The 21,688-nt window shown below is 55.7% G+C and carries 20 protein-coding genes; 13 read left to right on the top strand and 7 right to left on the bottom strand.

The window, feature by feature from the left end; all coding sequences use genetic code 11:
• Positions 1-44: 44 nt before the first annotated feature.
• Positions 45-545 carry a DedA family protein gene (locus ACMYSL_RS16090; protein WP_182238260.1) on the bottom strand — a complete coding sequence of 167 codons (501 nt, stop codon included), beginning with the start codon at positions 543-545 and terminating at the stop codon, positions 45-47.
• Positions 546-740: 195 nt separating this feature from the next.
• On the opposite strand from ACMYSL_RS16090, the gene ACMYSL_RS16085 reads away from it, so the two are divergent.
• From ACMYSL_RS16085 to ACMYSL_RS16075, 3 genes are read left to right on the top strand one after another with little or no spacing between them, the layout of a single operon-like run.
• Positions 741-3,380: a YdbH family protein gene (locus tag ACMYSL_RS16085; protein ID WP_434659064.1), complete on the top strand. Its 2,640-nt coding sequence runs from the start codon at positions 741-743 to the stop codon at positions 3,378-3,380.
• Positions 3,380-3,565 (top strand): YnbE family lipoprotein, encoded by a 186-nt coding sequence (locus ACMYSL_RS16080; protein WP_110273412.1) that lies wholly within the window; start codon positions 3,380-3,382, stop codon positions 3,563-3,565. Before ACMYSL_RS16085 ends, ACMYSL_RS16080 begins: the two co-directional genes overlap by 1 nt.
• Positions 3,566-3,572: 7 nt before the next feature.
• A complete protein-coding gene (locus ACMYSL_RS16075) occupies positions 3,573-3,896 on the top strand; it encodes a YdbL family protein (protein ID WP_110273411.1) in 324 nt (107 codons plus the stop codon).
• Here ACMYSL_RS16075 and feaR read toward each other — a convergent pair whose 3' ends face one another.
• On the bottom strand, positions 3,897-4,805 hold the full coding sequence (gene feaR, locus ACMYSL_RS16070) for a transcriptional regulator FeaR (RefSeq protein ID WP_142467379.1): 909 nt from the start codon (positions 4,803-4,805) through the stop codon (positions 3,897-3,899). It lies immediately after the preceding gene.
• A 235-nt stretch (positions 4,806-5,040) separates the two neighbouring features.
• On the opposite strand from feaR, the gene ACMYSL_RS16065 reads away from it, so the two are divergent.
• From ACMYSL_RS16065 to ACMYSL_RS16055, 3 genes are all read left to right on the top strand, one after another.
• The gene (locus tag ACMYSL_RS16065; protein ID WP_434659063.1) at positions 5,041-6,540 is read left to right on the top strand and encodes an aldehyde dehydrogenase family protein; all 1,500 of its coding nucleotides are present in this window, start codon (positions 5,041-5,043) and stop codon (positions 6,538-6,540) included.
• A gap of 219 nt (positions 6,541-6,759) precedes the next feature.
• Positions 6,760-7,950 (top strand): MFS transporter, encoded by a 1,191-nt coding sequence (locus ACMYSL_RS16060; RefSeq protein WP_182238267.1) that lies wholly within the window; start codon positions 6,760-6,762, stop codon positions 7,948-7,950.
• A 29-nt stretch (positions 7,951-7,979) separates the two neighbouring features.
• Positions 7,980-8,858: a LysR family transcriptional regulator gene (locus tag ACMYSL_RS16055; protein WP_182238269.1), complete on the top strand. Its 879-nt coding sequence runs from the start codon at positions 7,980-7,982 to the stop codon at positions 8,856-8,858.
• 38 nt (positions 8,859-8,896) lie between these two features.
• Here the strand turns inward: ACMYSL_RS16055 and ACMYSL_RS16050 are convergent, their stop codons facing one another.
• The 4 genes from ACMYSL_RS16050 to ACMYSL_RS16035 are packed head-to-tail and all read right to left on the bottom strand — an operon-like array spanning position 8,897 to position 12,907.
• Positions 8,897-9,628, bottom strand: a complete 732-nt coding sequence (locus tag ACMYSL_RS16050; protein WP_434659062.1) for a class II aldolase and adducin N-terminal domain-containing protein — start codon at positions 9,626-9,628, stop codon at positions 8,897-8,899.
• Between the two features lie 4 nt (positions 9,629-9,632).
• Positions 9,633-10,463, bottom strand: coding sequence for an ABC transporter substrate-binding protein (locus ACMYSL_RS16045; protein ID WP_434659061.1), 831 nt, complete (start codon positions 10,461-10,463; stop codon positions 9,633-9,635).
• Positions 10,464-10,486: 23 nt separating this feature from the next.
• A complete protein-coding gene (locus ACMYSL_RS16040; protein ID WP_434659060.1) occupies positions 10,487-11,359 on the bottom strand; it encodes a phytanoyl-CoA dioxygenase family protein in 873 nt (290 codons plus the stop codon).
• A 27-nt stretch (positions 11,360-11,386) separates the two neighbouring features.
• Positions 11,387-12,907 carry an amino acid ABC transporter permease/ATP-binding protein gene (locus ACMYSL_RS16035; protein ID WP_434659059.1) on the bottom strand — a complete coding sequence of 507 codons (1,521 nt, stop codon included), beginning with the start codon at positions 12,905-12,907 and terminating at the stop codon, positions 11,387-11,389.
• 486 nt (positions 12,908-13,393) lie between these two features.
• On the opposite strand from ACMYSL_RS16035, the gene ACMYSL_RS16030 reads away from it, so the two are divergent.
• From ACMYSL_RS16030 to ACMYSL_RS16000, 7 genes are all read left to right on the top strand, one after another.
• Positions 13,394-14,308 carry a LysR substrate-binding domain-containing protein gene (locus ACMYSL_RS16030; protein WP_139538062.1) on the top strand — a complete coding sequence of 305 codons (915 nt, stop codon included), beginning with the start codon at positions 13,394-13,396 and terminating at the stop codon, positions 14,306-14,308.
• Between the two features lie 169 nt (positions 14,309-14,477).
• Positions 14,478-15,737, top strand: coding sequence for a flavin-containing monooxygenase (locus tag ACMYSL_RS16025; protein ID WP_434659058.1), 1,260 nt, complete (start codon positions 14,478-14,480; stop codon positions 15,735-15,737).
• 23 nt (positions 15,738-15,760) lie between these two features.
• Positions 15,761-16,195 (top strand): RidA family protein, encoded by a 435-nt coding sequence (locus ACMYSL_RS16020; protein ID WP_139538064.1) that lies wholly within the window; start codon positions 15,761-15,763, stop codon positions 16,193-16,195.
• Positions 16,192-16,866: a DUF1028 domain-containing protein gene (locus ACMYSL_RS16015; RefSeq protein ID WP_434659057.1), complete on the top strand. Its 675-nt coding sequence runs from the start codon at positions 16,192-16,194 to the stop codon at positions 16,864-16,866. The genes ACMYSL_RS16020 and ACMYSL_RS16015 overlap by 4 nt, the downstream gene beginning before the upstream one ends.
• The gene (gene argE, locus ACMYSL_RS16010; protein ID WP_434659056.1) at positions 16,859-18,028 is read left to right on the top strand and encodes an acetylornithine deacetylase; all 1,170 of its coding nucleotides are present in this window, start codon (positions 16,859-16,861) and stop codon (positions 18,026-18,028) included. The genes ACMYSL_RS16015 and argE overlap by 8 nt, the downstream gene beginning before the upstream one ends.
• A gap of 23 nt (positions 18,029-18,051) precedes the next feature.
• Positions 18,052-18,867, top strand: coding sequence for a phytanoyl-CoA dioxygenase family protein (locus tag ACMYSL_RS16005; protein WP_434659055.1), 816 nt, complete (start codon positions 18,052-18,054; stop codon positions 18,865-18,867).
• Between the two features lie 568 nt (positions 18,868-19,435).
• On the top strand, positions 19,436-20,419 hold the full coding sequence (locus ACMYSL_RS16000) for a hypothetical protein (protein WP_434659054.1): 984 nt from the start codon (positions 19,436-19,438) through the stop codon (positions 20,417-20,419).
• A 227-nt stretch (positions 20,420-20,646) separates the two neighbouring features.
• Here the strand turns inward: ACMYSL_RS16000 and gap are convergent, their stop codons facing one another.
• The gene (gene gap / locus ACMYSL_RS15995; protein ID WP_434659053.1) at positions 20,647-21,657 is read right to left on the bottom strand and encodes a type I glyceraldehyde-3-phosphate dehydrogenase; all 1,011 of its coding nucleotides are present in this window, start codon (positions 21,655-21,657) and stop codon (positions 20,647-20,649) included.
• Between the last annotated feature and the right edge of the window lie 31 nt (positions 21,658-21,688).

Raw genomic sequence — 21,688 nt, 5'->3', positions numbered from 1 at the left:
AGCATATCGGCAGGTTCAGGAATCTCTTTGAAAGATAATGTTTTTTACCAGATATTAAGACTGAATGCCCCAGGGATCAGCAGCATTAGCGGCCAGAGCAAACCGGAACTGACGTTAGCGAGCTGAAAATGCCAGTGAGAAGTGCCGCTGGCGCCGGTCACCAGCGGGACGGTGGCGCGCAGCGGGGAGAGAAAACGGCCAAAAAAGACCGCCCATGCGCCGTGACGACGCAGAAACAGCTGGCCACGGGCCAGACGCTCGGCATTAAGCCAGCGAATGCGATGCAGATGGTGTCGGTAGCGACGTCCTGCCAGCCACGAGAGCCAGAATCCGCCGATTGCGCCGAGGCTGGCGCTAAGCCACATTAGCAAGAAATGCCCGACGCTGGCGGAGGCCAGGGTACCAAACAGCAGTAGCCCGGAGGTGCCCGGTATCAGCAGCGAGATAACGGCGCAGGATTTCGTGAAAGTCAGCAGGAAAACCATCAGCAATACCAATGAATAATGGCGCTGAGCGTGCTCCACCAGCGAGATAATCAACTCCACAGGATCGCCCGTTTGTGATTGCAGATGTTAATCAGTGTCGCAGGGGAAAACTAAACATCGGCTCAATAGCTTGCTGGAGAATCACGCGACGGCGACTACGCTTAAACGGGACGGAAACTTTAACTCGCAGGTCGAACGTGCCACAATAACGGCCTCTCGGCTTTTACTTATTTTGAATCAGGATATTAGCTGCCCATGAAGGGTAAATATAAAGCCGCCATCGCGCTATTATTAGCACTCGTGTTGCTACCGCTGGCTTTGTTGTTGACGCTCACCCATTGGGTCCCCACGCTGGCGGGGATCTGGCTGCCTGCCGGAACCCGGATCGCCCTGAATGACAGTCCACGCCTGACGCGCACCTCGCTGCGTATCCCCGATCTGCGCTATCTGGTGGGCGACTGCGAAATCGCTCGCGTCACTAATGCCGAGCTGTCCCGTCCCAGCCGCTGGCGTTTACATATCACTGAGCTGGACGTTAACAGCGCCTGTCTGAACAAGCTGCCGGAGAGCGAAGCCGCTCCCGGTGCGCCGAAAACCCTCGCCGAATGGCAATCGATGCTTCCTTATAGCTGGCTGACAATTGAAAACCTGCGCCTGTCGCCGTGGGAAAAATGGCAAGGGCGGCTGGTGATGTCGCTCACGCCAGAGCAGCAGGATATTGGCTATGCCGGAAAAGAGATTTCTGTTCAGGCGCGGCTGCGCGGCCAGGCGCTGACGGTCAGCAACTTTTCCGCGCGTTTAGTGGAAGATCAGGCCCCGGTGAAGTTGGTGGGCGAGTTTCATATGCCGCTGGTGCCGGACGGTTTCCCGGTCGATGGCCACCTGTTCAGCACCTTCGAGTTTGCGCAAGCGCCTGGCTTGGTGGATGCTGAACTCGAGTGGCAAGAGAATCGCGGACAGCTGTTGGTCACGCCGCGCGGTGAAGTGGAGCCAATGCTTGACCTGCCGTGGGAAATTACGCCCGATCGTATCGCCATCAGCGATGGCCGCTGGCACACCGAATACGCCGGTAATGCGCTGAGCGGTCGCGTCGCGCTGTCGGTAGGCAACTGGCAGCAGGGTACCGAGCAGATGCAGGTGAGCGGGCGGCTGAACGTGCTGACTCAGGGTCAGGCCGGTAAGGGTAACGCGGTGCTGAATATTGGCCCCGGTAAGTTGAGCATGGATAACAGCGACATGCCGCTCCAGTTGACCGGTGAGGCCAAGCTCGGCGATCTGATTTTTTATGCCAAACTGCCCGCGCAGTTGAGTGGTCCGCTCACCGCGCCGGTGCTCGATTTTCATCCCGGCGCGCTGCTGCGTTCGCGCGGGCGAGTGATTGATTCGCTCAATATTGATGAGATCCGCTGGCCGCTGGCGGGCGTTAAAGTGACCCAACAGGGCGTGGATGGTCGCTTGCAGGCCATTCTGCGCGCCCACGAGCAGGAGATGGGCGACTTTACGCTGCATCTTGACGGTCAGGCCGACAACTTTATGCCCGACCGCGGTCGCTGGCAGTGGCGCTATTGGGGCGAGGGCCATTTTACGCCGATGCAGGCGCGCTGGGATGTCAAAGGCGCAGGGGAGTGGACCGACAGCGCCATCGTGCTCAACAGCTTGTCTACGGGCTTCGATAAGCTGCAATACGGCTCCATGCTGGTCAGCACGCCGCGTTTGACGCTGGAAGAGCCGATCCACTGGCTGCGCGATGAACAGCACCCGAAACTGACCGGGGCGCTGTCGCTGGACGCCGGAAAAACCACCTTTAGCGGCGGCAGCGAATTACCGCCCTCGACGCTCAAATTTAACGTCGATGGGCGCGACCCGACCTGGTTTCAGTTCAACGGTTCATTGCATGCGCAAAGCATTGGTCCGGTGCGCGTTACCGGGCGCTGGGACGGCGAACGACTGCGTGGACAGGCGTGGTGGCCAAAACAGTCTTTAACCGTGTTCCAGCCGCTGGTGCCGCCAGAGTGGAAAATGAAGCTGCGCGAAGGCGAGTTGTACGCTCAGGTGGCGTTCTCTGCCGCCGCCGATCAGGGTTTTGAAGCGGGCGGGCACGGCGTCCTGAAAGGCGGTAGCGCCTGGATGCCGGATAACCAGATTAACGGCGTCGATTTCGTTCTGCCATTCCGCTTTAGTGAAGGTACCTGGCAGCTCGGTACCCGTCATCCGGTATCGCTGCGCATTGGGGAAATCGTCAACCAGTTCACTTCGCGTAATCTGACGGCGGATCTCCAGGGCTCTTACCCGTGGAGCGAAGACGCCCCGTTGCAGCTCAGCAACGTCAGCGTCGATATACTCGGCGGCAAGCTGACCATGCAGCAGTTGCGGATGCCGCAGCATGATCCGGCGCTGCTGCGTCTGCAAAATATCTCCAGCAGCGAACTGGTTAGTGCTATCAAAGTGAAGCAGTTTGCGGTTTCCGGACCGTTTAACGGTGCGCTGCCGCTGTGGCTGAATAACGATAAATGGATAATCAAGGACGGCTGGTTCAATAATCCGGGGCCGATGACAATGCGCCTGGATAAAGACACCGCGGACGCGCTGGTGGCCGACAACGTCTCCGCCGGGGCGGCGATAAACTGGCTGCGCTATATGGAAGTCGCCACCTCGTGGACGCGCATCAACCTCGATAACCTTGGCGTACTGACGCTGAAGGCGACGATTAGCGGCACCAGCCGGGTAGAGGGCAAAAGCAACACGGTGCACTTAAACTATTCCCATGAAGAGAATATTTTTGACCTGTGGCGCAGCTTGCGTTTTGGCGACAATTTGCAAGCGTGGCTTGAACAAAATGCCAGGCTGCCCGCGCAGCGCTGTCAGGACAGTAACACCTGTAAGGAACAACAATAATGATCAAACTACTCACCGCCTTTCTGGCGACCATGCTGCTGGCGGGCTGTACGCCGCGCATTGAGATTGCGGCGTCAAAGGAGCCGATCACCATCAATATGAATGTCAAAATTGAGCATGAAATTCATATCAAGGTGGATAAAGATGTTGAGAATCTGCTCAAATCGCGTAGCGATCTGTTCTGAGGCGATGATGAGAAAACGACTGTTAACTGCGACGCTGGCGCTCGTGTTATTCAGCACTCAGGCACTGGCTTTAACCTTGAACGAAGCTCGCCAGCAGGGGCGGGTAGGCGAAACCCTCAACGGCTATCTTGAACCGCTGCGACAGGATAAAGAAACCCTGGCGTTGGTTAAACAGATTAATGCTGCGCGCAGTGAGAGCTATCAGCAGCTGGCGGATGACAACAATCTGCCAGTGGATCAGGTAGCGAAAATGGCCGGGCAAAAACTAGTCGCCAGGGCGCAACCGGGGGAATATGTGCAGGGCCTTAACGGCAAATGGCTGAAAAAATAGCTAACGGCAACGCTTGCGATACTCCCCGGGCGAGATGCCGAAGCGTTGTTTAAAGGCGGTGGAAAAGTGGCTATGATCGCTGAAACCCCAGCTATAGCCAATCCCCGCCAGCTTTTCGTCATCATGTGCGCTTTGCAGCGCGCGGGCGCACAGATCGAGCCGACGATTCTTAATGTACTGCGCGACTACCAGCCCTTTTTCAGCAAACAGCCGATACAGACTACGTACCGACATCCCGGTTTCACTGGCCAGCCACTCCGGGCGCAGGTGTTCCGCCTGAATTGACTCATCGATTAAATCCATGATTTTGCGAAACTGCTTATCGCGCCGCGATGGCTGAGCCTCCTGATGATGCAGCATCGGACGCAGCAGGCAGACAATCGCCTCCAGCGCCGCTTCGCTTTCGCTTGCCGACAGCTCGGGGCTATTCATACTTTCTCGCAGCAGACGCTGGCTTAGCTGAACCATCGGCAGGCTTTTTGCCAGCCGGGTGGCAATGCAGATTTCGCTGCCGCGCAGTTGCTGTTCGAGCAGCGTTCTTGGTAATAACAAGGAGGCCTGACGCGAGGTCTGCTGCCAGACAATCGAGCACGGACGGGAAGCATCAATCAGCGTGATATCACCGGTTTCGAGTAGCGCCTGACGACCATCCTGCTCGACGGTCGCCTGGCCGGAAAGCTGGAAAACGGTATAAAACCAGGCGTCATTGTCGCGCTTAATTTCTTGCCGGGTACGATAAAGGTTGATGCCGCGAGCGGTAACGGTACTGACTTTCAGGCTGCCCGCATAGCTGGCGTCTATCTCACCGTGAAAATTATCATCCAGCGGACGGGCGGCGAATTGCCCGCAGACTTGATTGATTTTTGCTAACCAATGCTGGTAATCCTGCCCACGATTTGCCGTACTCATCGCGAATCCTTTGTAATAATAATGTTTTTGTATTGTTGCATTTATGGTTCTGGAGGCAAGGGCCGGAGGCGGAGTATATGAAAGAACTATTACCTGTGGCACATTTTCTGTCCGCGTAATCGGCTTAATTGCGGAGCCTGTCACAGCGGCACAAGCGAATGTCACAGAGAAAAAAGCGCGAATGGCGACCCCGACTTAGACTGAAACCACTATCCGCGAACAATAAGGAAGGGGTATGTCCACATCACAGGTCGCGCTACTTGCCAGCGTGCAGCAGTTTTTAGACAGACAGCATGGTTTGTACCTCGATGGTGCGCAGCAGGCGGCAGAGAGTGAAAAGCGCTTAACCGTCTGGAACCCGGCCACCGGGCAGGCCATCGCCAGCACGGCGGATGCCAATGCCGCAGACGTTGATCGCGCGGTGATGTCTGCGTGGCGTGCGTTTGTCTCCCGCAGCTGGGCCGGGCGCACGCCCGCGGACCGCGAACGCATATTGCTGCGCTTTGCCGATCTGGTTGAACAGCATGGCGAAGAACTGGCGCAACTGGAGACCCTTGAACAGGGTAAATCAATCAACATTTCTCGCGCCTTTGAAGTGGGCTGCACCCTGAACTGGATGCGCTATACCGCCGGGCTGACCACTAAGATCAGCGGCCGCACGCTTGACGTGTCGATTCCGTTTCCGCAGGGGGCGCGCTATCAGGCGTGGACGAAAAAAGAGCCGATTGGCGTCGTGGCCGGGATCGTGCCGTGGAACTTCCCGTTGATGATTGGCATGTGGAAAGTGATGCCCGCGCTGGCGGCTGGCTGCTCTATTGTCATTAAACCGTCGGAAACTACGCCGCTGACCCTGCTGCGCGTGGCGGAACTGGCAACGGAAGCGGGCGTGCCGGATGGCGTGTTCAACGTGGTCACCGGTAGCGGTGCCGAATGCGGCGCAGCGTTAACCTCGCACCCGCAAGTGGCGAAGGTGAGCTTTACCGGCTCGACTGCCACCGGTAAACAGATTGCCCGCGTGGCCGCCGACCGCCTGACCCGCGTAACCCTGGAATTAGGCGGTAAAAACCCGGCTATCGTACTCAAAGATGCCGATCCCCAGTGGGTGATCGAAGGGTTGATGACCGGTAGCTTCCTCAACCAAGGGCAAGTTTGCGCCGCTAGCTCACGGATTTACATCGAAGCGCCGCTGTTCGATACGCTGGTGAATGGTTTCGAACAAGCGGTGAAATCGATGCAGGTGGGACCTGGCATGCTGGAGAGCAGCCAGATAAACCCGGTGGTGTCGAAGGCGCACTGCGCCAAAGTGGCGGCGTATCTCGACGAAGCCCGCCAGCAGAACGCGGAACTGATCAGCGGCAGCGTTGGCCCTGACGCGCAGGGTTTCTACATACCGCCGACGCTGGTGATTAACCCGGATGCTAACCTGCGCCTCACTCGTGAAGAGGTGTTTGGCCCGGTGGTCAACCTGGTGCGCGTTGCCGACGGTGAAGAAGCGCTACGGCTGGCCAACGACAGCGATTTCGGCCTGACCGCCAGCGTGTGGACGCGTGATTTGACTCAGGCGCTGAACTATACCGACCGTCTACAGGCGGGAACAGTGTGGGTTAACAGCCATACGTTGATTGACGCCAACCTGCCGTTTGGCGGCATGAAGCAGTCCGGTACCGGACGCGATTTTGGCCCTGACTGGCTGAATGACTGGTGCGAAACGAAATCGGTTTGCGTGCGGTATTAGCGGTATTTTTCCCGGTGGTGGCTAACGCCCTACCGGGGCTACGGCCCTGCGTGGGTGTGGTAGTTCGGACAGGTGCGATCATCAGGATAGTCGCCGTATCTCGCTCTTCGACGCCATCACCATGACATAAAAATATTAATGTCTGATATAAAATCGATAATTTCAGTTATGTCTTAATTCTCCGTATTTTTATCGCCTCTTCATTTTTCGGAGGCGATTATGCCGCTCGTTATTTATATCTTCACCCTCAGCGCGTTTGCGCTGGGTTTAGCTGAATTTGTACCCATCGGACTGACTGACGTGATGGCAAACGGATTAGGCGTGAGCATTGAACAGAGCGGTGGTGCGGTGACGGCCTATGCGCTGGGTGCCACCGTGGCCGCACCGGTTCTCACCGCGCTTACCGCGTCCTGGAGTCGTAAAAATGTGATGCTGGTGACCGCCGTGGTTTTCACGCTGGGAAGTTTCGCCGCGGCCTTTGCCGCCAATCTGACGCTGCTGTTGGCGGCGCGGTTTATCGCCGGACTGGGCCATGGACTGTTTCTCGCCGTCGCGTCAAGCACCGCCGCACGTCTGGCGGGCCCGAAAAAGGCCGGTAGCGCCGTGGCGGTAGTGTTCGGCGGATTCACGCTTGCCATGGCTATTGGCGTGCCGGCCAGCACCGTTCTGGCCGGTGTGGTGCCCTGGCGTTATGTAATGGCAGCGATTGGCCTCTTTGGTGCGATTGGCTTCTTTGGGCTGCTGTTTGGTATGAAAGATGCGCTGGCTACGCCAAAAAATGCGCAAGGCAATTCTGCGCTCAGTCATCTTGCCACGATGCTTAATCCCACCTTGCTGGCCGGGGCGCTAGTAACAGTACTGGCCTACGGCGGCTCGTTTACCGCCTATACCTATATTGCGCCACTTCTGACGACGAAAACCGGCGTGACGACGGCAACGGTCAGTATATTCATGCTGATCTACGGTGTGATGGCGGCGTTGGGTAATATCCTCGGTGGCAAAATGACTGATGCACTTGGCGTTAATCGCGCCTCGGTACTGATTGTGTTGGGGATCATTATCGTCACGGCGGGAATGTGGCTATTCAGTGGTTCGCTCTGGCTCATGGGAATTCTGGTTGCCCTGTTAGGGATGCTGACTTTTGCCGCCGTACCTGCGCTACAAGCTCGCCTTATTAGCATTGCCCAGACTCATGCGCCGCACGCTCACGGCGTAGCCGCCGGGCTCAATATCGCCGGTTTTAACTCGGGAATCGCTCTGGGTTCGGTGCTGGGAGGGATAACAATCGTTCACGCGGGTATCGTGTGGGTAGGGCTTGCTGGTGCGCTGCTCTCATTACTGGGTTTGGGATTATTGTGGTGGCAAATTACGCGTCGTCTTGCCGCTGGCGCGGAGGGTGCGGTAGCCTAATAAGCAAATTAAACGAAGAGTAACCCTGAATGAGCCATCTGACCCACCTGCGAACCTTTCTTGAAGCATACAGAACTGGCTCATTTTCCCGTGCTGCGGAGCAACTTGGGATCACCCAGCCCGCAGCCTCGCAGCATATTCAGGCGCTGGAGTCGCTGGTGGGTAAACCGCTATTCGTCCGCCAGGCTCGTGGGGTCAAGGCCACGGACGCGGCGGAAGAGCTGGCTCGGGCCGTTGCACCGTTTATTGACGGTGTGGAGGCGAAAATTGCCAGCTATCGTCCACAGGTAGATGCGGGTGGGACGGTCTATTTTGTCGGCTCCTCGGATTTTGTTTATTACCGTTTTACCCCAACCCTCGCAAAATTAATGAATGCCGGATATCGGGTGCGCTTTCACGTGGGCGACCGGGCGAGAATTTATGCCATGCTGGGGGATGACAGCGTCGACTTTGCCATTACCGCCAGCGTGCCGGATGAAAAAAATTACCACTACTGCTTGCTGCATACGGAAAGAATGCTGCTGGTGCATAGTCCTGCGTTGACCGACGCCATTGGTGTGGCGCCTGACATGACTACCCTCAGCCAACTGCCGCTGATCGCGTTTGACGAAGATCTACCGCTGATTCGAACGTTGTGGCAGACGATGTTCCATAGCGCACCGCCGTTGCAGGCGGCATTGACGATCCCGGACATGCGGGTTATCCGCCAGATGGTGATCGACGGACAGGGCTGGAGCGTGCTGCCGGATTATCATTGTGCCGATGCTTTGGCGCAGGGCAGGTTAGTCTCACCGACGCCAGTCGAGATCTCACCGACCAGTTATCTTTACCTGGTGTGGCATAAAAAGCGGGAAAACCCGCGCTTAAACCGTATCCGCGAGACCATCACCGCCGATTTTGCTTCGTAGAGGGATATCCCCGGACGCGGTTGTCCGGGGGAAACCGGCTAATCCAGCAACGACGGATCGGCGTCGATCATTATCTGCTTCATCTCTTCGAAATGCTGACGTGAAAAGTCGGCGATACCCTCCCAATCCTGAGCGGTTTTCTCCGCCACCTCATCAGAGAGTTGCTTCAGCGGCTGCCCCGTTGACCAGGCGGTCACCAGAATCTGGCAGGCGCGCTCCAGCGTCCAGATATCATCGAATGCCTCGCCAATAGACGGGGCGGTTACCAGCACGCCGTGGTTGCCCATCAGCAGTCGATGCTTATCGGCCAGCAGCGACGCCAGTCGGGCGCCTTCCGCCGTGGTGTCTGCCATGCCGCCATAAAGCGTATCGACGGCAACGCGGTTAAAATAGCGCGCTGTATTCTGATCGACCGGCGGGATATGCGGCGTCTCCAGGCAAGCCACGCTGGTGGTGTAAACCGGATGCAGGTGCAGCACCACCCGCACCTCCGGTAGACGCTGGTGGATTTGCCCGTGAATCGCCCACGCCGTCGCGTCTACGTCCGCCCGATGGGCGCAAGTTTCATCATCAGCATCCAGCAGCAGTAGATCGCTGGCACGGATCCGCGAAAAGTGTTTCCACTTCGGGTTCAGCAGGAACTTTTTGCCGTCCGCCGAGATGGCCGCGCTAAAGTGGTTGGCCACCGCCTCGTGCATCCCGAGATGGGCGATGATGCGAAAGGTAGCCGCCAGGTCGATACGCGTCTGTTCTTCATAAGACCGGGCCATATAATTACTCCGCTTTTGGCATCAGGGTTTGCAGATCCTCTTGCGTCGGTGCCTGGAAGTTGTATTTCTTCAGCAACGCAGCGTATTCCGGCGTGGCGCTGTATTTCTTCAGGCCTTCTTCCAGTGCGGTTTTCACCTCACTGTTGCCTTTTTTCACCCCAAAACCGTTCAGCACCGGGTAAATCAGGGTTTCCGATGAGATAACCACCCGATCGCCAAGTTTATCAATGACGCCGCGCGCCACCGCCGCATCGGTGATTTGCGCCTCTACTGCCCGCGACAGCAGCGCCTGAGTGGTTTGCGGGTCGGTGGTGTATTCACTGAGCGCAATCGGCTTCAGGCCCTTTTTCACGCAGTAATCGGTGGAGAGCTTTTGCAATTGCGCCAACCATGAGGTGGCTCCCATGGAACCAATTTTGTGGCCGCAAAACTCTTCCGGCGTTTTCGGCTGATAATCGCCGCCTTTCAGCGCGAGGATTGCTTCGCCGCTCTTCAGATAGGGCACCATATCGATAACCTTCAGACGTTCGGCGGTGATGTACATCGACGAGTTGGTGATATCAAAACGCCCGCCCTGTAAGCCCGGAATTAAATTCGGAAAACGGGTATCAATATTCACCGCCTCGCGGCCCATGGTTTTCGCTAGTCCGGCAAGGAACTCGATGTCGAATCCGGCGGGTTTGTTGTTTTCCATATATTCATACGGGAAAAAGGTCATATCCGAACCCGCGGTGATTTTCCCCGGCTGCTGGAAGGCCAGCGAGCTAAAGGACGTCAGGGCTCCGGTGGCGCAAAGGAGCAGGGCAGCAGGGCGCAAAGCATTAATACGTTTCATACAACCTCCAGGGAGTGGGCAAATTACATGCTGGCGCGATCGGTACCGGCCTGCTGGACGAAAAAGGATGCGCCGCGCGGTTTTTGCGGCAGGCGTAAATGATTAACGGTACTGCGCACCAGGCCGCTCTCTTCACCGGCAACCATCTGCCCGGCATGAATGCTGGGCAGCGGATTTTCGCCATACGGCAGGGCGTCCTCCGCTGCATACACGCTGATAAACAGCGTACGCGGCAGGTCGGTTTCATTCGGGCTGGAGGCGTGGAGCAGGCGAGTGTGCATAAAACATACCGATCCCGATGGCCCAAAACAGGCTTGCGGCTGTTGGCAGTGGGCCGCTTCAACCTGCGGGTCCACCGATCCGGTAAAGCGCGCGTTTTGCCAGTGGGACCACAGCGGTCCCTGATGGCTGCCCGGCACCACGTTGAGCGGGCCATTTTCCGGCGTCACTTCACTGACCATTAGCAGGGCGGTGATGATGTCGTCGTTACTGTGCGGGGTAAACAGAAAATCCTGATGCCATTTTACCTGCGTTGCGGTGTGCGGCAGTTTGGAGTTTATTTTGCTGTGATGAAAACGCGTTCCGCTGCCGCCGATAAGCTGACCGGCAATCGTCGCCATCTTTGAATCTAGCGCGGCGTGGCAGTAGGCGGCGGAAATCTCCGTGGGCGAACTTACCCGGCGCAGCGAAGGGTGGTGGGCCGCGTGATCGCTTTCCAGATCGAAACGCGGTCGACCGTCGAGAGTTTCCCCCCAGACTTCGCTATGCTGCCGACTCTCTTCGACCCAGGCGTCGAAATCGGCTTGCAACAGAGCGACTTCCTCTGCGTTAAGCACCTCTTCGACGACCAGAAAGCCCTGCTGATGAAACTGTTCGATTTGCCACTGCGCAATCATAATCTTCTCCTTTGAGGAACGGAGGCGTTAAGCCAAAGAGACATCTTTCAGGAAGGCATCCACGCGCGGGTGTTGGCCGTCGCGCATTGCCGCAGGCGTGTCGTCGCAGACCACGCGACCTTTTTCCATAAACACAATTCGGTCGGAAACCTTGAAGGCAAAATTCATCTCATGGGTGACGATCACCATGGTGATGCCTTCATGAGCCAGTGATTCGATAACCTGTAGCACCTCGTTAACTTTTTCCGGATCCAGCGCCGAGGTGGGTTCATCAAACAGCATAATTTGCGGGCGCATCATCAGCGCGCGGGCAATCGCAACCCGCTGCTGCTGGCCGCCGGAAAGCTGATGCGGATACTTCCACGCGTGTTCCAGCATGCCGACTTTATGCAGCAGTTCGCAGGCGTGCTGTTTCAGCTCGCCTTCGCTGGCCAGATGGTGATAGCGCGGCGCCAGCAGCAGGTTGCCGAGAACGGTCAGGTGGGGGAACAGGTTGAAGCTCTGGAATACCATGCCGATATTCTGGCGATGTTCGCTGTTCTCCATAAAACGCGGCTTCTGTTGTCCCTGCCGATCCAGGTGAATAAAAGGTTGTCCGTTGATTTTGATCTCACCGTTATCGATCTGCTCAAGACCGTTTAGCAGGCGAATCAGCGTCGTTTTACCGGAACCAGACGGGCCGATAACGGAAACCACCTCACCGGGCTGAATTTGCAGGCTGACCGCGCCCAGCACTTCGACATTGTTATAGGCTTTATGCAGCTTTGAGGCCTGTAGCGCGGGTTCCTGTGCCGCGCTGACGCTGCGGGCCATCGCCGGACGCCGGACCGTCGCCAGTCGTTGCATCTCCTCATCCACCGGGCGCGTAGTTTTACGCTGAGTGACATCGAGCCAGGTCTCCAGGCGTTTGAGCAGGAAATCAAAGACCGTGACGATCAGGATGTAATAAAACGCCACCGCTGCCATGGTCTCCATCACCAGGAAATTCTGCGAATAGAGGCGCTGGCCGACCATTAAGATTTCGGTCAGAGAGATGACCGATACCAGCGAGCTGAGCTTGACGATGGCAATATACTCATTGGCCAATGCAGGCAGGGCCACGCGCAACGCCTGTGGGATCACCACCCGCCACTGGGTTCCGGCATAGCGCAGCCCGAGCGCGCGAGCGGCTTCGCTTTGTCCTTTAGGGATCGACAGCAGCCCGCCGCGATGGATTTCAGCGATGTAGGCGGCCTCGCTAAGTACCATCGCCAGCAGTCCGGCCCAGAACGGGTCGTTCAGCACCGGCGCAAATGACGGCAGCGCCTGGGGCATGTTGTAGACAAAAATCAGCAGCACCAGCAGCGGCATACTGCGAAACAGCCAGATATAGAGGCGGGCAGGCAAATTAAACAGCTTGCGCGTCGACTGTTTTGCCAGCGCCAGAATAAATCCCAGCACAATACTGAAAGCCCAGGTCAGCAAACTTAATTTGATGACGGTCCAGGTGGCCTGCCAAAAATCGACATCGCTGAGCAGGCTTAACATATAGTTCCAGTTAAACGTCATGGGCTATTTCACTCGCCATCATTAACGGAAATTAAGGCGATTCCATTGTTCTAAAATGGGGAGTCGCCAGCGTTCATATTGCAATGACACTATGCTGGCAGTATTCCACTGGAGGCAATTAGTAAATTTTTGGTCTTTAAGTTTAAAAAAACTATACAGCAATATTAACCTTAAGTAATTCAACGCAATTAATGCGAAACACTATTGAAACAACTTAAAAACAATCACTGTTATTTTTAACCAGAACTTCCCATGAAATGAAAATTTGCGCAATAGTGGAGCGCGTGGTGAGCCAATAAGGTGCAGAGCGAGACTTTATGGTGCAATCGGGTAAATATCACTCAAGGAATTAGACGCGAAGAAATAGAGTTAGCGACTGGCCAATCAATATTTTAATCAAAATCGGTATGGCACGAGGCTTGCAAGTTGCATATCGGAAAACTAAGCCTGATTGCAGTAAGACAATATTTTATCAATGGTGACGCTATGAACCGATTTACCCTCAAGCAGCTAAAGTATTTCGTGACGGTGGTGGAAACGGAGAGTATTGCCGAGGCCTCCCGCCAACTGCACATTGCTCAGCCATCAATCTCGATTGCGATTAAAAACCTTGAAAGCACTTTCGACCAGCAGTTGTTTATCCGCCATCATGCGCAGGGTGTTTCCCTGACCTCTGGCGGACGGCGTTTCTACGATAAAGCTAAAGAGCTACTGCGGCTGTCGTATGAGTTTGAACAGAATTCGCGGGCGGATAAAGAGCTGGTTTCCGGGACTATTTCTGTGGGTTGCTTTGAATCCGTTGCGCCGTTGTATATGCCAAAACTGGTAGCCGGGTTTAAAAAAATGTATCCCGAAATAACCCTCCAGCTCTACGATGGCGAACAGCACGAACTGATGCATGGCCTGCACCGTGGGCGATTCGATCTGGCGCTGGTCTACGATCTGGAATTAGGGCACTCCATTCATAAAGAGCTGCTGAATGCGCCGCATAAACCTTATGCTTTGTTGCCTGCGTCTCATCCGCTGGCGCAGAAAAAATGCGTCACGCTTCAGGAGTTAAGCCGGGAACCGATGATTTTGCTCGATGCGGTTCCCAGCAAAAACTATTTTGTCTCGATATTTAAAGAGAAAGGTTATCACCCGGAAGTTGCCTACAGTTCGCCATCTATTGAAATGGTGCGCTGCATGGTCGGGCAGGGATTAGGCTTTTCGGTACTGGTTACCCGCCCGCTTTGCGACATGACCTATGATGGTGAAAAACTGGTGCAGCTGGATATTGCCGATGAAATGCCGGCATCCACATTAATTATGGCGCATCTGACAAATAATGAACCCACGCGCCCGACGCAGCTCTTTATGGATTATTGTCGCAGCATTGAGTTAACGCCGCATCAGGTCTGATTATTTTATTTGGCTAACAGGAAGAATTATTTTTTATTGTTTATATAGCCTCGTAAATTTCTATTCAGAGGAACGTTTTATAATATTTTACCATTTCATCACACTTACTTAACCTGAGTTCTGTCAATTCCGGCAAATAGCCGGACAACCGTGCTTGAAGGACACAGAAATGACAGAGCAGATTACAGAAATCGATACCCTGGTGGTTGGCGCGGGACAGGCAGGCGTCGCGATGAGCGAGCATCTGACCCATCACGGCGTCCCCCATCTGGTACTGGAAAAAAAACGCATCGCTGAGGCCTGGCGCAGCGGCCGCTGGGATTCGCTGGTCGCCAACGGACCCGCCTGGCACGATCGGTTTCCCGGCATGACGTTTCCTGGCTGCGATGCCGATAGTTTTGTCGCCAAAGAGCAGATCGCCGACTATTTCGCCGCTTATGCCAAAATGTTTAATGCCCCGATACGCACCGGCGCTGAGGTATTCAGCGCTGAACGTTTAGACGGGCGTCCGGGCTTTCGCGTCGAGACATCGCAGGGAATCATCGAGGCTCAGCGCATCGTCGCCGCCACCGGGCCATTCCAGCGCCCGACGATCCCGCCTATCGCGCCGCAGGATAGCTCAGTTCATCAAATTCATTCTGCGCAATATTACAATCCGCAGCAGCTCCCGGAAGGCGGCGTGCTGGTGGTTGGCGCAGGCTCTTCCGGTGTGCAAATCGCTGATGAGTTACGCCGGGCAGGGCGCGCAGTGTGGTTGTCCGTCGGCGCACACGATCGCCCGCCGCGCCGCTACCGTCAGCGTGATTTTTGCTGGTGGCTGGGAGTATTAGGGCTGTGGGATGCGCCAGCCAACCAGCCTGGAAAAGAGCACGTGACGATTGCCGTCAGCGGCGCCCAGGGCGGAAATACCGTCGATTTCCGCCAGCTAGCGCACCAGGGCATTACCCTGGTTGGCCAAACCCAATCCTTTACCGAGGGGAAAGCCTTCTTCCGCGACGATCTGGCGGACAATATTCGCCTTGGTGACGCCTCCTATCTGGCGTTGCTCGATGCCGCCGATGACTATATTGCCCGCAACGGATTGACGCTGCCAGAAGAGCCGGAGGCTCGCTTCTTTCTGCCCGACCCTGATTGCCTGACCCAACCGCTCGCTGAACTCGACCTGCAAAAAGTGGGCGTGCGTAGCATCATCTGGGCTACCGGCTATACCACCGATTACCGTTGGCTGAAGGTGAGCGCCTTCAATGAACAGCAGCGCCCGCAGCATCATCGCGGTGTCTCCAGCGAACCCGGCGTCTATTTTCTTGGCTTGCCCTGGCTTTCTCGTCGTGGCTCAACCTTTATCTGGGGCGTCTGGCACGATGCGAAATATATCGCCGATCAGATTGCCATTCAGCGCCAGTATCAACACTACCAACCCTCCTGCTAACGCCTGATTTGAGGACGCAAAATATGCCAACACATACCCGCATTCGGATGTTTAACACCAAAGAGACCTACCCGAATCAGACGCTCAACAACGATCTGTGCCAGGCGGTACGCGCAGGCAATACCGTTTACGTTCGCGGCCAGGTCGGAACCGATTTTGACGGCAACCTGATAGGTCTTGGCGACCCACGCGCTCAGGCGGAGCAGGCGATGAAAAACGTTAAGCAGCTGCTGGAAGAGGCCGGAAGCGATCTGACGCATATCGTCAAAACGACGACCTACCTTATTGACCCGCGCTATCGCGAGCCGGTGTATCAGGAAGTGGGTAAATGGCTGAAAGGCGTGTTTCCGATTTCGACCGGCGTGGTGGTGTCGGCTCTCGCGCAGCCGCAGTGGCTGATGGAAATTGATGTCACGGCGGTGATACCTGATGACTGGAATGAACAGGGGGCGTTATGACCATTTCTATTTCCGCCTTGTGCCCGGAGTCAGGTCAGCTAGGGATCGCGATTAGCTCGTCGAGCATTGCCGTCGGCGCTCGCTGCCCATGGCTGCTACCTGGCGTTGGCGCGGTATCCAGCCAGAATATTACGCTGCCCGCACTTGGGCCGCAGATCCTTGCCGGTCTGGAAGCGGGGCTCCCCCCGGAGCAGGCCCTGAAGCAGGCGCTGGGCGAAGACCGGTTTAGTGATTATCGCCAGGTGGTGGTGATCGACGCCAGCGGCGAAAGCGCCGTTTTCAGCGGCGAGCAGACGCTGGGTATCTGGCAGGTGGCGCAGGGCGAAAACTGCGTGGCGGCGGGAAATATGCTCGCCAACCCGCAGGTCATTATCGCTATGACGGCGGCGTTCGAAGGCGCTACCGGTGAACTGGCCAGCCGTTTGATTACGGCTCTGCAGGCGGGAATTGACGCGGGCGGCGAAGCGGGGCCTGAACACTCGGCGGCGCTGAAAGTGGTGGAAGATTACGCCTGGCCAGTCGTTGATTTACGCGTGGACTGGGCGGAAGAGAACCCGGTGGCGGCGCTGGAAGCTTTGTGGCTGGCCTATGAGCCGCAAATGGAAGCGTACATCACCCGCGCGCTGGATCCGCGTGAAGCGCCGACCTACGGGGTGCCGGGCGATGAGTAATCGCCTGCAGGAGATCCTCGGAGAGCTGCTGGCGTTTGATACCACCAGCCGCGAGTCGAATCTGGCACTGATTACCTGGGTCGCCGACTTTTTGCACGCGCGCGGCATAACATCACAGCTGTTTTATGATGACGAAGGACGCAAAGCGAACTTGTATGCCCGAATCGGCCCGTCGGGTCCCGGCGGCGTGATGCTCTCCGGCCATACCGACGTGGTGCCGGTGGATGGCCAGGCGTGGACGGTGCCGCCGTTTGCGCTGACCGAACGCGACGAGCGCTATTACGGTCGCGGCAGCGCGGATATGAAAGGGTTTATCGGCTGCGTTCTGGCATCGCTGGAGGCGTTTCTTGCCGCGCCGCTGCGAATGCCGCTGCATCTGGCGCTTTCTTATGATGAAGAGGTCGGCTGTCTGGGCGTGCGCAGCCTGGTGGATTTTCTCCGCGCGTCGGCTGAGAAACCGGCGCTGTGCATTATCGGCGAGCCGACAGAAATGCGTCCGGTCTATGGGCACAAAGGCAAACTCGCCATGCGCTGCTGCGTGGAGGGGCACGCTTGTCACTCAGCTTATGCTCCGCAAGGGGTTAATGCGATCAGCTATGCGGCGAAGCTGATTAACCGCCTGGATACGCTGGGTGAAAGCTTCGCGCAGCAACAGGACAACCGGTTTTCACCGCCATCGGGCACGCTGCAGGTGGGAACCCTCCACGGCGGCACGGCGCTGAATATCGTCCCGCAATCCTGTTGGTTTGATTTTGAAATCCGCTATTTGCCAGGTACGAGACCGCAGGCGGTGACCGACGCCCTGGCCGACTATGCCCGCGAGCAGCTTCTCCCGGCGATGCGCAAGGTGGCGCAGAGTTGCGATATCCGTTTCCTGCCGCTAAGCCACTATCCGGGACTGTTGAGCGACCCGCAGTCGGACTTTGCCCGCTGGCTGGCGCAGTGGTGCGGTAAAGACAGTCTCACAACGGTTGCCTATGGTACCGAAGGCGGCCTGTTTGATGAGGCGGGCATTGCGACGCTCATTTGCGGGCCGGGCAGCATGGAGCAGGGCCATAAGGCGGACGAGTATATCAGTATCTCCCAGACGGAACGCTGTATGGCGATGTTGAAAAACCTTTGCGCGTGGATGCGCGCCGATACCCCCGATTCTCTCACCTGATCTATCAACACAGGATGGCGACTATGCAAAACCAGCACTCCCCGCGTATTGATCAACAGACCATCGACCGCTGGCAGGCGGATGGCGTGGTGCTACTCAAGGGCGTATTTACGCCGTGGATCGAGAGCCTGTCGGGCGGCGTCGCCGCGCTGATGGCAAACCCCAGCGAGTATGGTCATGCGCGAACGGTGATCCCAAAGGACGGTTCCGCGCCGTTTTTTCAGGACTACTGCAACTGGGCGCAGATCCCGGAATTTACGGATTTTGTGTTTCAGTCTCCGGCGGCGGAAATCGCCGCGGCGCTGATGGGTTCGCAGACGGCGAAGTTTTTCCACGAACACACGCTAGTGAAACAGCCAGGCGGCAGTACCGTTACGCCATGGCATCACGATCAGCCCTATTACTGCGTGGAAGGGCGGCAGAACGTGAGCTTATGGATCCCACTGGATCCGGTGGCGGAGGAGATTTCGCTGCGCTGCATTCGCGGTTCACATCTGTGGGATGACGAATTCAGCCCAACGCGGTTTAACGGTTCAAAGCTCTACGCACACACGCGCTTTAAGGAGCTGCCGGATATTGATGCCCATGAGGAGGATTATGACATTGTGAGCTGGGCGCTGGAGCCGGGCGATGCGGTGGCGTTTCATTTTCGCACGCTGCATGGGGCAAAGGGGAATTCAACCGCGCGTTCACGCCGGGTTTTTTCCGCTCGGTGGGTGGGGGACGATGCGACTTTCGCCGATCGTGGTGGGGTGACATCGCCGCCGTTTCCAGGCCTTAAGCTGCGCGACGGCGAGCCGCTGGTCGCCGATGAATTTCCGCAGGTATGGCCACGGTAACGATGATAAGGCCGGCTGGGCAATGGGCGAGAAGCGAACATTCCCCGCGCGGCTCTTGTGGCCAGGTTGATAGGTAAACCTGGCTGCAGTAAGGCAATTTATTACGTTTAAATCTGGCGTATTAAATAATCAATAATACAAATAGAAATATACGCCATTTTTAATAAATGCAAGTATTCAGAGGATGACTGCCACAAAAATAAGATAATTCCAGAGAGGTTAAGAGTGTTTGCCTATAATGGACATTATCGCGGAAAATTCACCTTCAAATATATTCTCATTATTTACAGTTAGTTACACTTGCAATGTGATATTTTGGGCGATAAAAAATGGTTAAAATAATATCTTCTACTAATATCAAATTGTTGATTAAATTCATGCATCGTTAATTCGTATTAATTTAGATAGTTGGCTTTATATCGATTCGCCCGCAATTCAAGCGGTAGTGATAGCTGCTTCGTTTATTACCCAATTCGATGTTGCCATAGATCTGGCAGGTAAACTTCTGCTGTGGACGTTTGTGCAATACGACTTCGGGACTAAAGAGTTATTTTAAAGGACAACGTAAATGACGAATATCTACGAATCTACTAATTTAGGCAATCAGGAACCCGTCAGGCACTTGCCTGCCGCTGCTGTAAACAGCGCAAGCGCGGTATCATGGGGGGCAATATTTGCAGGCGCAGCTGCAGCGGCTTCGCTGGCGCTGATGTTGCTTATGCTTGGCGCAGGATTAGGCCTTACCTCCATTTCCCCTTGGGAAAATCACGGCCTTGCGGCCGGTACCGTAGGCATTGCCGCTATCGCATGGCTGACATTTACACAAATCGTGGCATCAGGAATGGGGGGATACCTGGCCGGACGCCTTCGTACGAAATGGGTTGATACTCATACCAATGAAGTTTATTTTCGCGATACTGCGCATGGTTTTTTGACGTGGGCCGTTGCATTGCTTGTATCCGCAGTCCTTTTGACCACAACCATCAGTTCCCTCATCGGCGGTAGCGCAAAAGTGGTGGGCTCCGTTGCCGGGGGCGCGACGGCAACCGCCATGAATAATGCGGGAGACAAATCCTCTGTGCTGTCGAAGTCATCGATGGAATATTTTACCCGCTCACTTTTTAGGGCGACCGGTCCCACCCCGACAGAAAACAGCGGACTTCCTGCAAATTCATCAGGTAATGACGTCATGGCAATGAATCAGCCCGCGCCGCCAAGAGCCGAGTCACCAGCGCAATTAGCAGAGGTTACGGGTATTTTTGCTAACAGTATTTATTCTGGCGCGCTTCCCCCGGATGACCTGACTTATGTGGCGCAGTTAGTTTCTCAAAATACCGGCATCAGTCAGAAAGAGGCCGAGCAACGTGTTCAGTCTGTTTATGATAAAGCGCAGGCTAATTTGAAAGAGGCAAAAAATAAAGCGCAGCAGGCCGCAGATACTGCCAGAAAAACCACTAGCTATGTCACCCTGTGGTCATTTATTTCTCTGTTAATCGGTGCGTTTGTCGCCAGCCTCTGCGCAACCTATGGCGGCCGTCAGCGTGATTTATAGCTTTCAATATTCATTATGAAGGAGGAACCTATGCGTTCAATATTGCTTTTCTTTCTGGGTGTGCCTATTCCTATCATTATTTTGATCGCGTTATTTGTGCACTAAATATTTTCCAGCACGACAGGAATACCTGATCAGAAAATATTTGCATTCCGCACATTGCCGTAAAAGCATAAATGCCCCTAGAGGGCATTTATGCTTTTTAGATTGAGTGCGAGAGCAGGGGGTTAACGTTCACGCCTTGCCATCAACAGCGCCAGCTCGACGAGGCGGTTTGAGAATCCCCATTCGTTGTCGTACCACGCCAGAATTTTGACCATATTGCCGCCAATCACCAGCGTTGACAGACCGTCGATAATGGAAGAGCGCGGGTCACCCTGGTAGTCGCTTGAGACGAGCGGTTCATCGCTATAGCCGAGGATCCCTTGCAGTGGCCCCGCTGCAGCGGCTTCACGAAACGCATTATTGACCTCTTCTGTCGTTACATCCCGCTCAAGCGTCACGGTCAGGTCGACAATGGATACCACCGGAACCGGTACGCGCAGCGAATAACCGGTTAAGCGGCCATCCAGCTCAGGGATGACTTTACCCAGCGCCTTTGCGGCGCCGCTGGAGTAAGGCACAATCGACAGCGCTGCGGCACGGGCACCACGCAGGTCTTTTTCCGGCTGGTCGTGTAGCGCCTGACTGTTGGTGTAGGCGTGGGTGGTGTTCATAAGACCATGCTTAATACCAAAATGCTGGTGCAGAACCTGTGCGGCAGGTGCCAGGCCGTTAGTCGTACAGCTCCCGTTGCTGACAACAAAGTGTTTCTCCGGGGAGTAGAGCCCATCGTTAACGCCCATCACGATGGTTAAATCGTCGTTTTTACCAGGGGCGGAGATAATCACGCGCTTTGCGCCACCGCTGTGAATATGCACCGCCGCTTTGTCACGATCGGTGAAGAAGCCGGTAGCTTCAATGACGATATCGACTTCACGCTCACGCCACGGGATGTTGGCCGGATCGCGTTCGCTGAACACGGTAATGGGTTTACCGTCAACCACCAGTTGCCCCTCACCGGCGGTAACGTCGGCGTCGAGTTTTCCGAGCAGCGAGTCGTATTTCAGCAGATGCGCCAGCGTTTTACTGTCTGTCAGATCGTTGATGGCCACAATCTGAATATCCGGGTTACCCAGTGCAGCACGCAGTACGTTACGTCCGATACGGCCAAAACCGTTAATACCGACCTTTACCATGATCAACTCCTTATCTGTTGTCTCTGGAGCT

The sequence above is a fragment of the Klebsiella sp. MISC125 genome, assembly GCF_051131775.1.
GTDB lineage: Bacteria > Pseudomonadota > Gammaproteobacteria > Enterobacterales > Enterobacteriaceae > Klebsiella.
The sequence above is the reverse complement of the archived record's forward strand: the minus strand, read 5'-3'. Positions and strand labels throughout refer to the sequence as shown.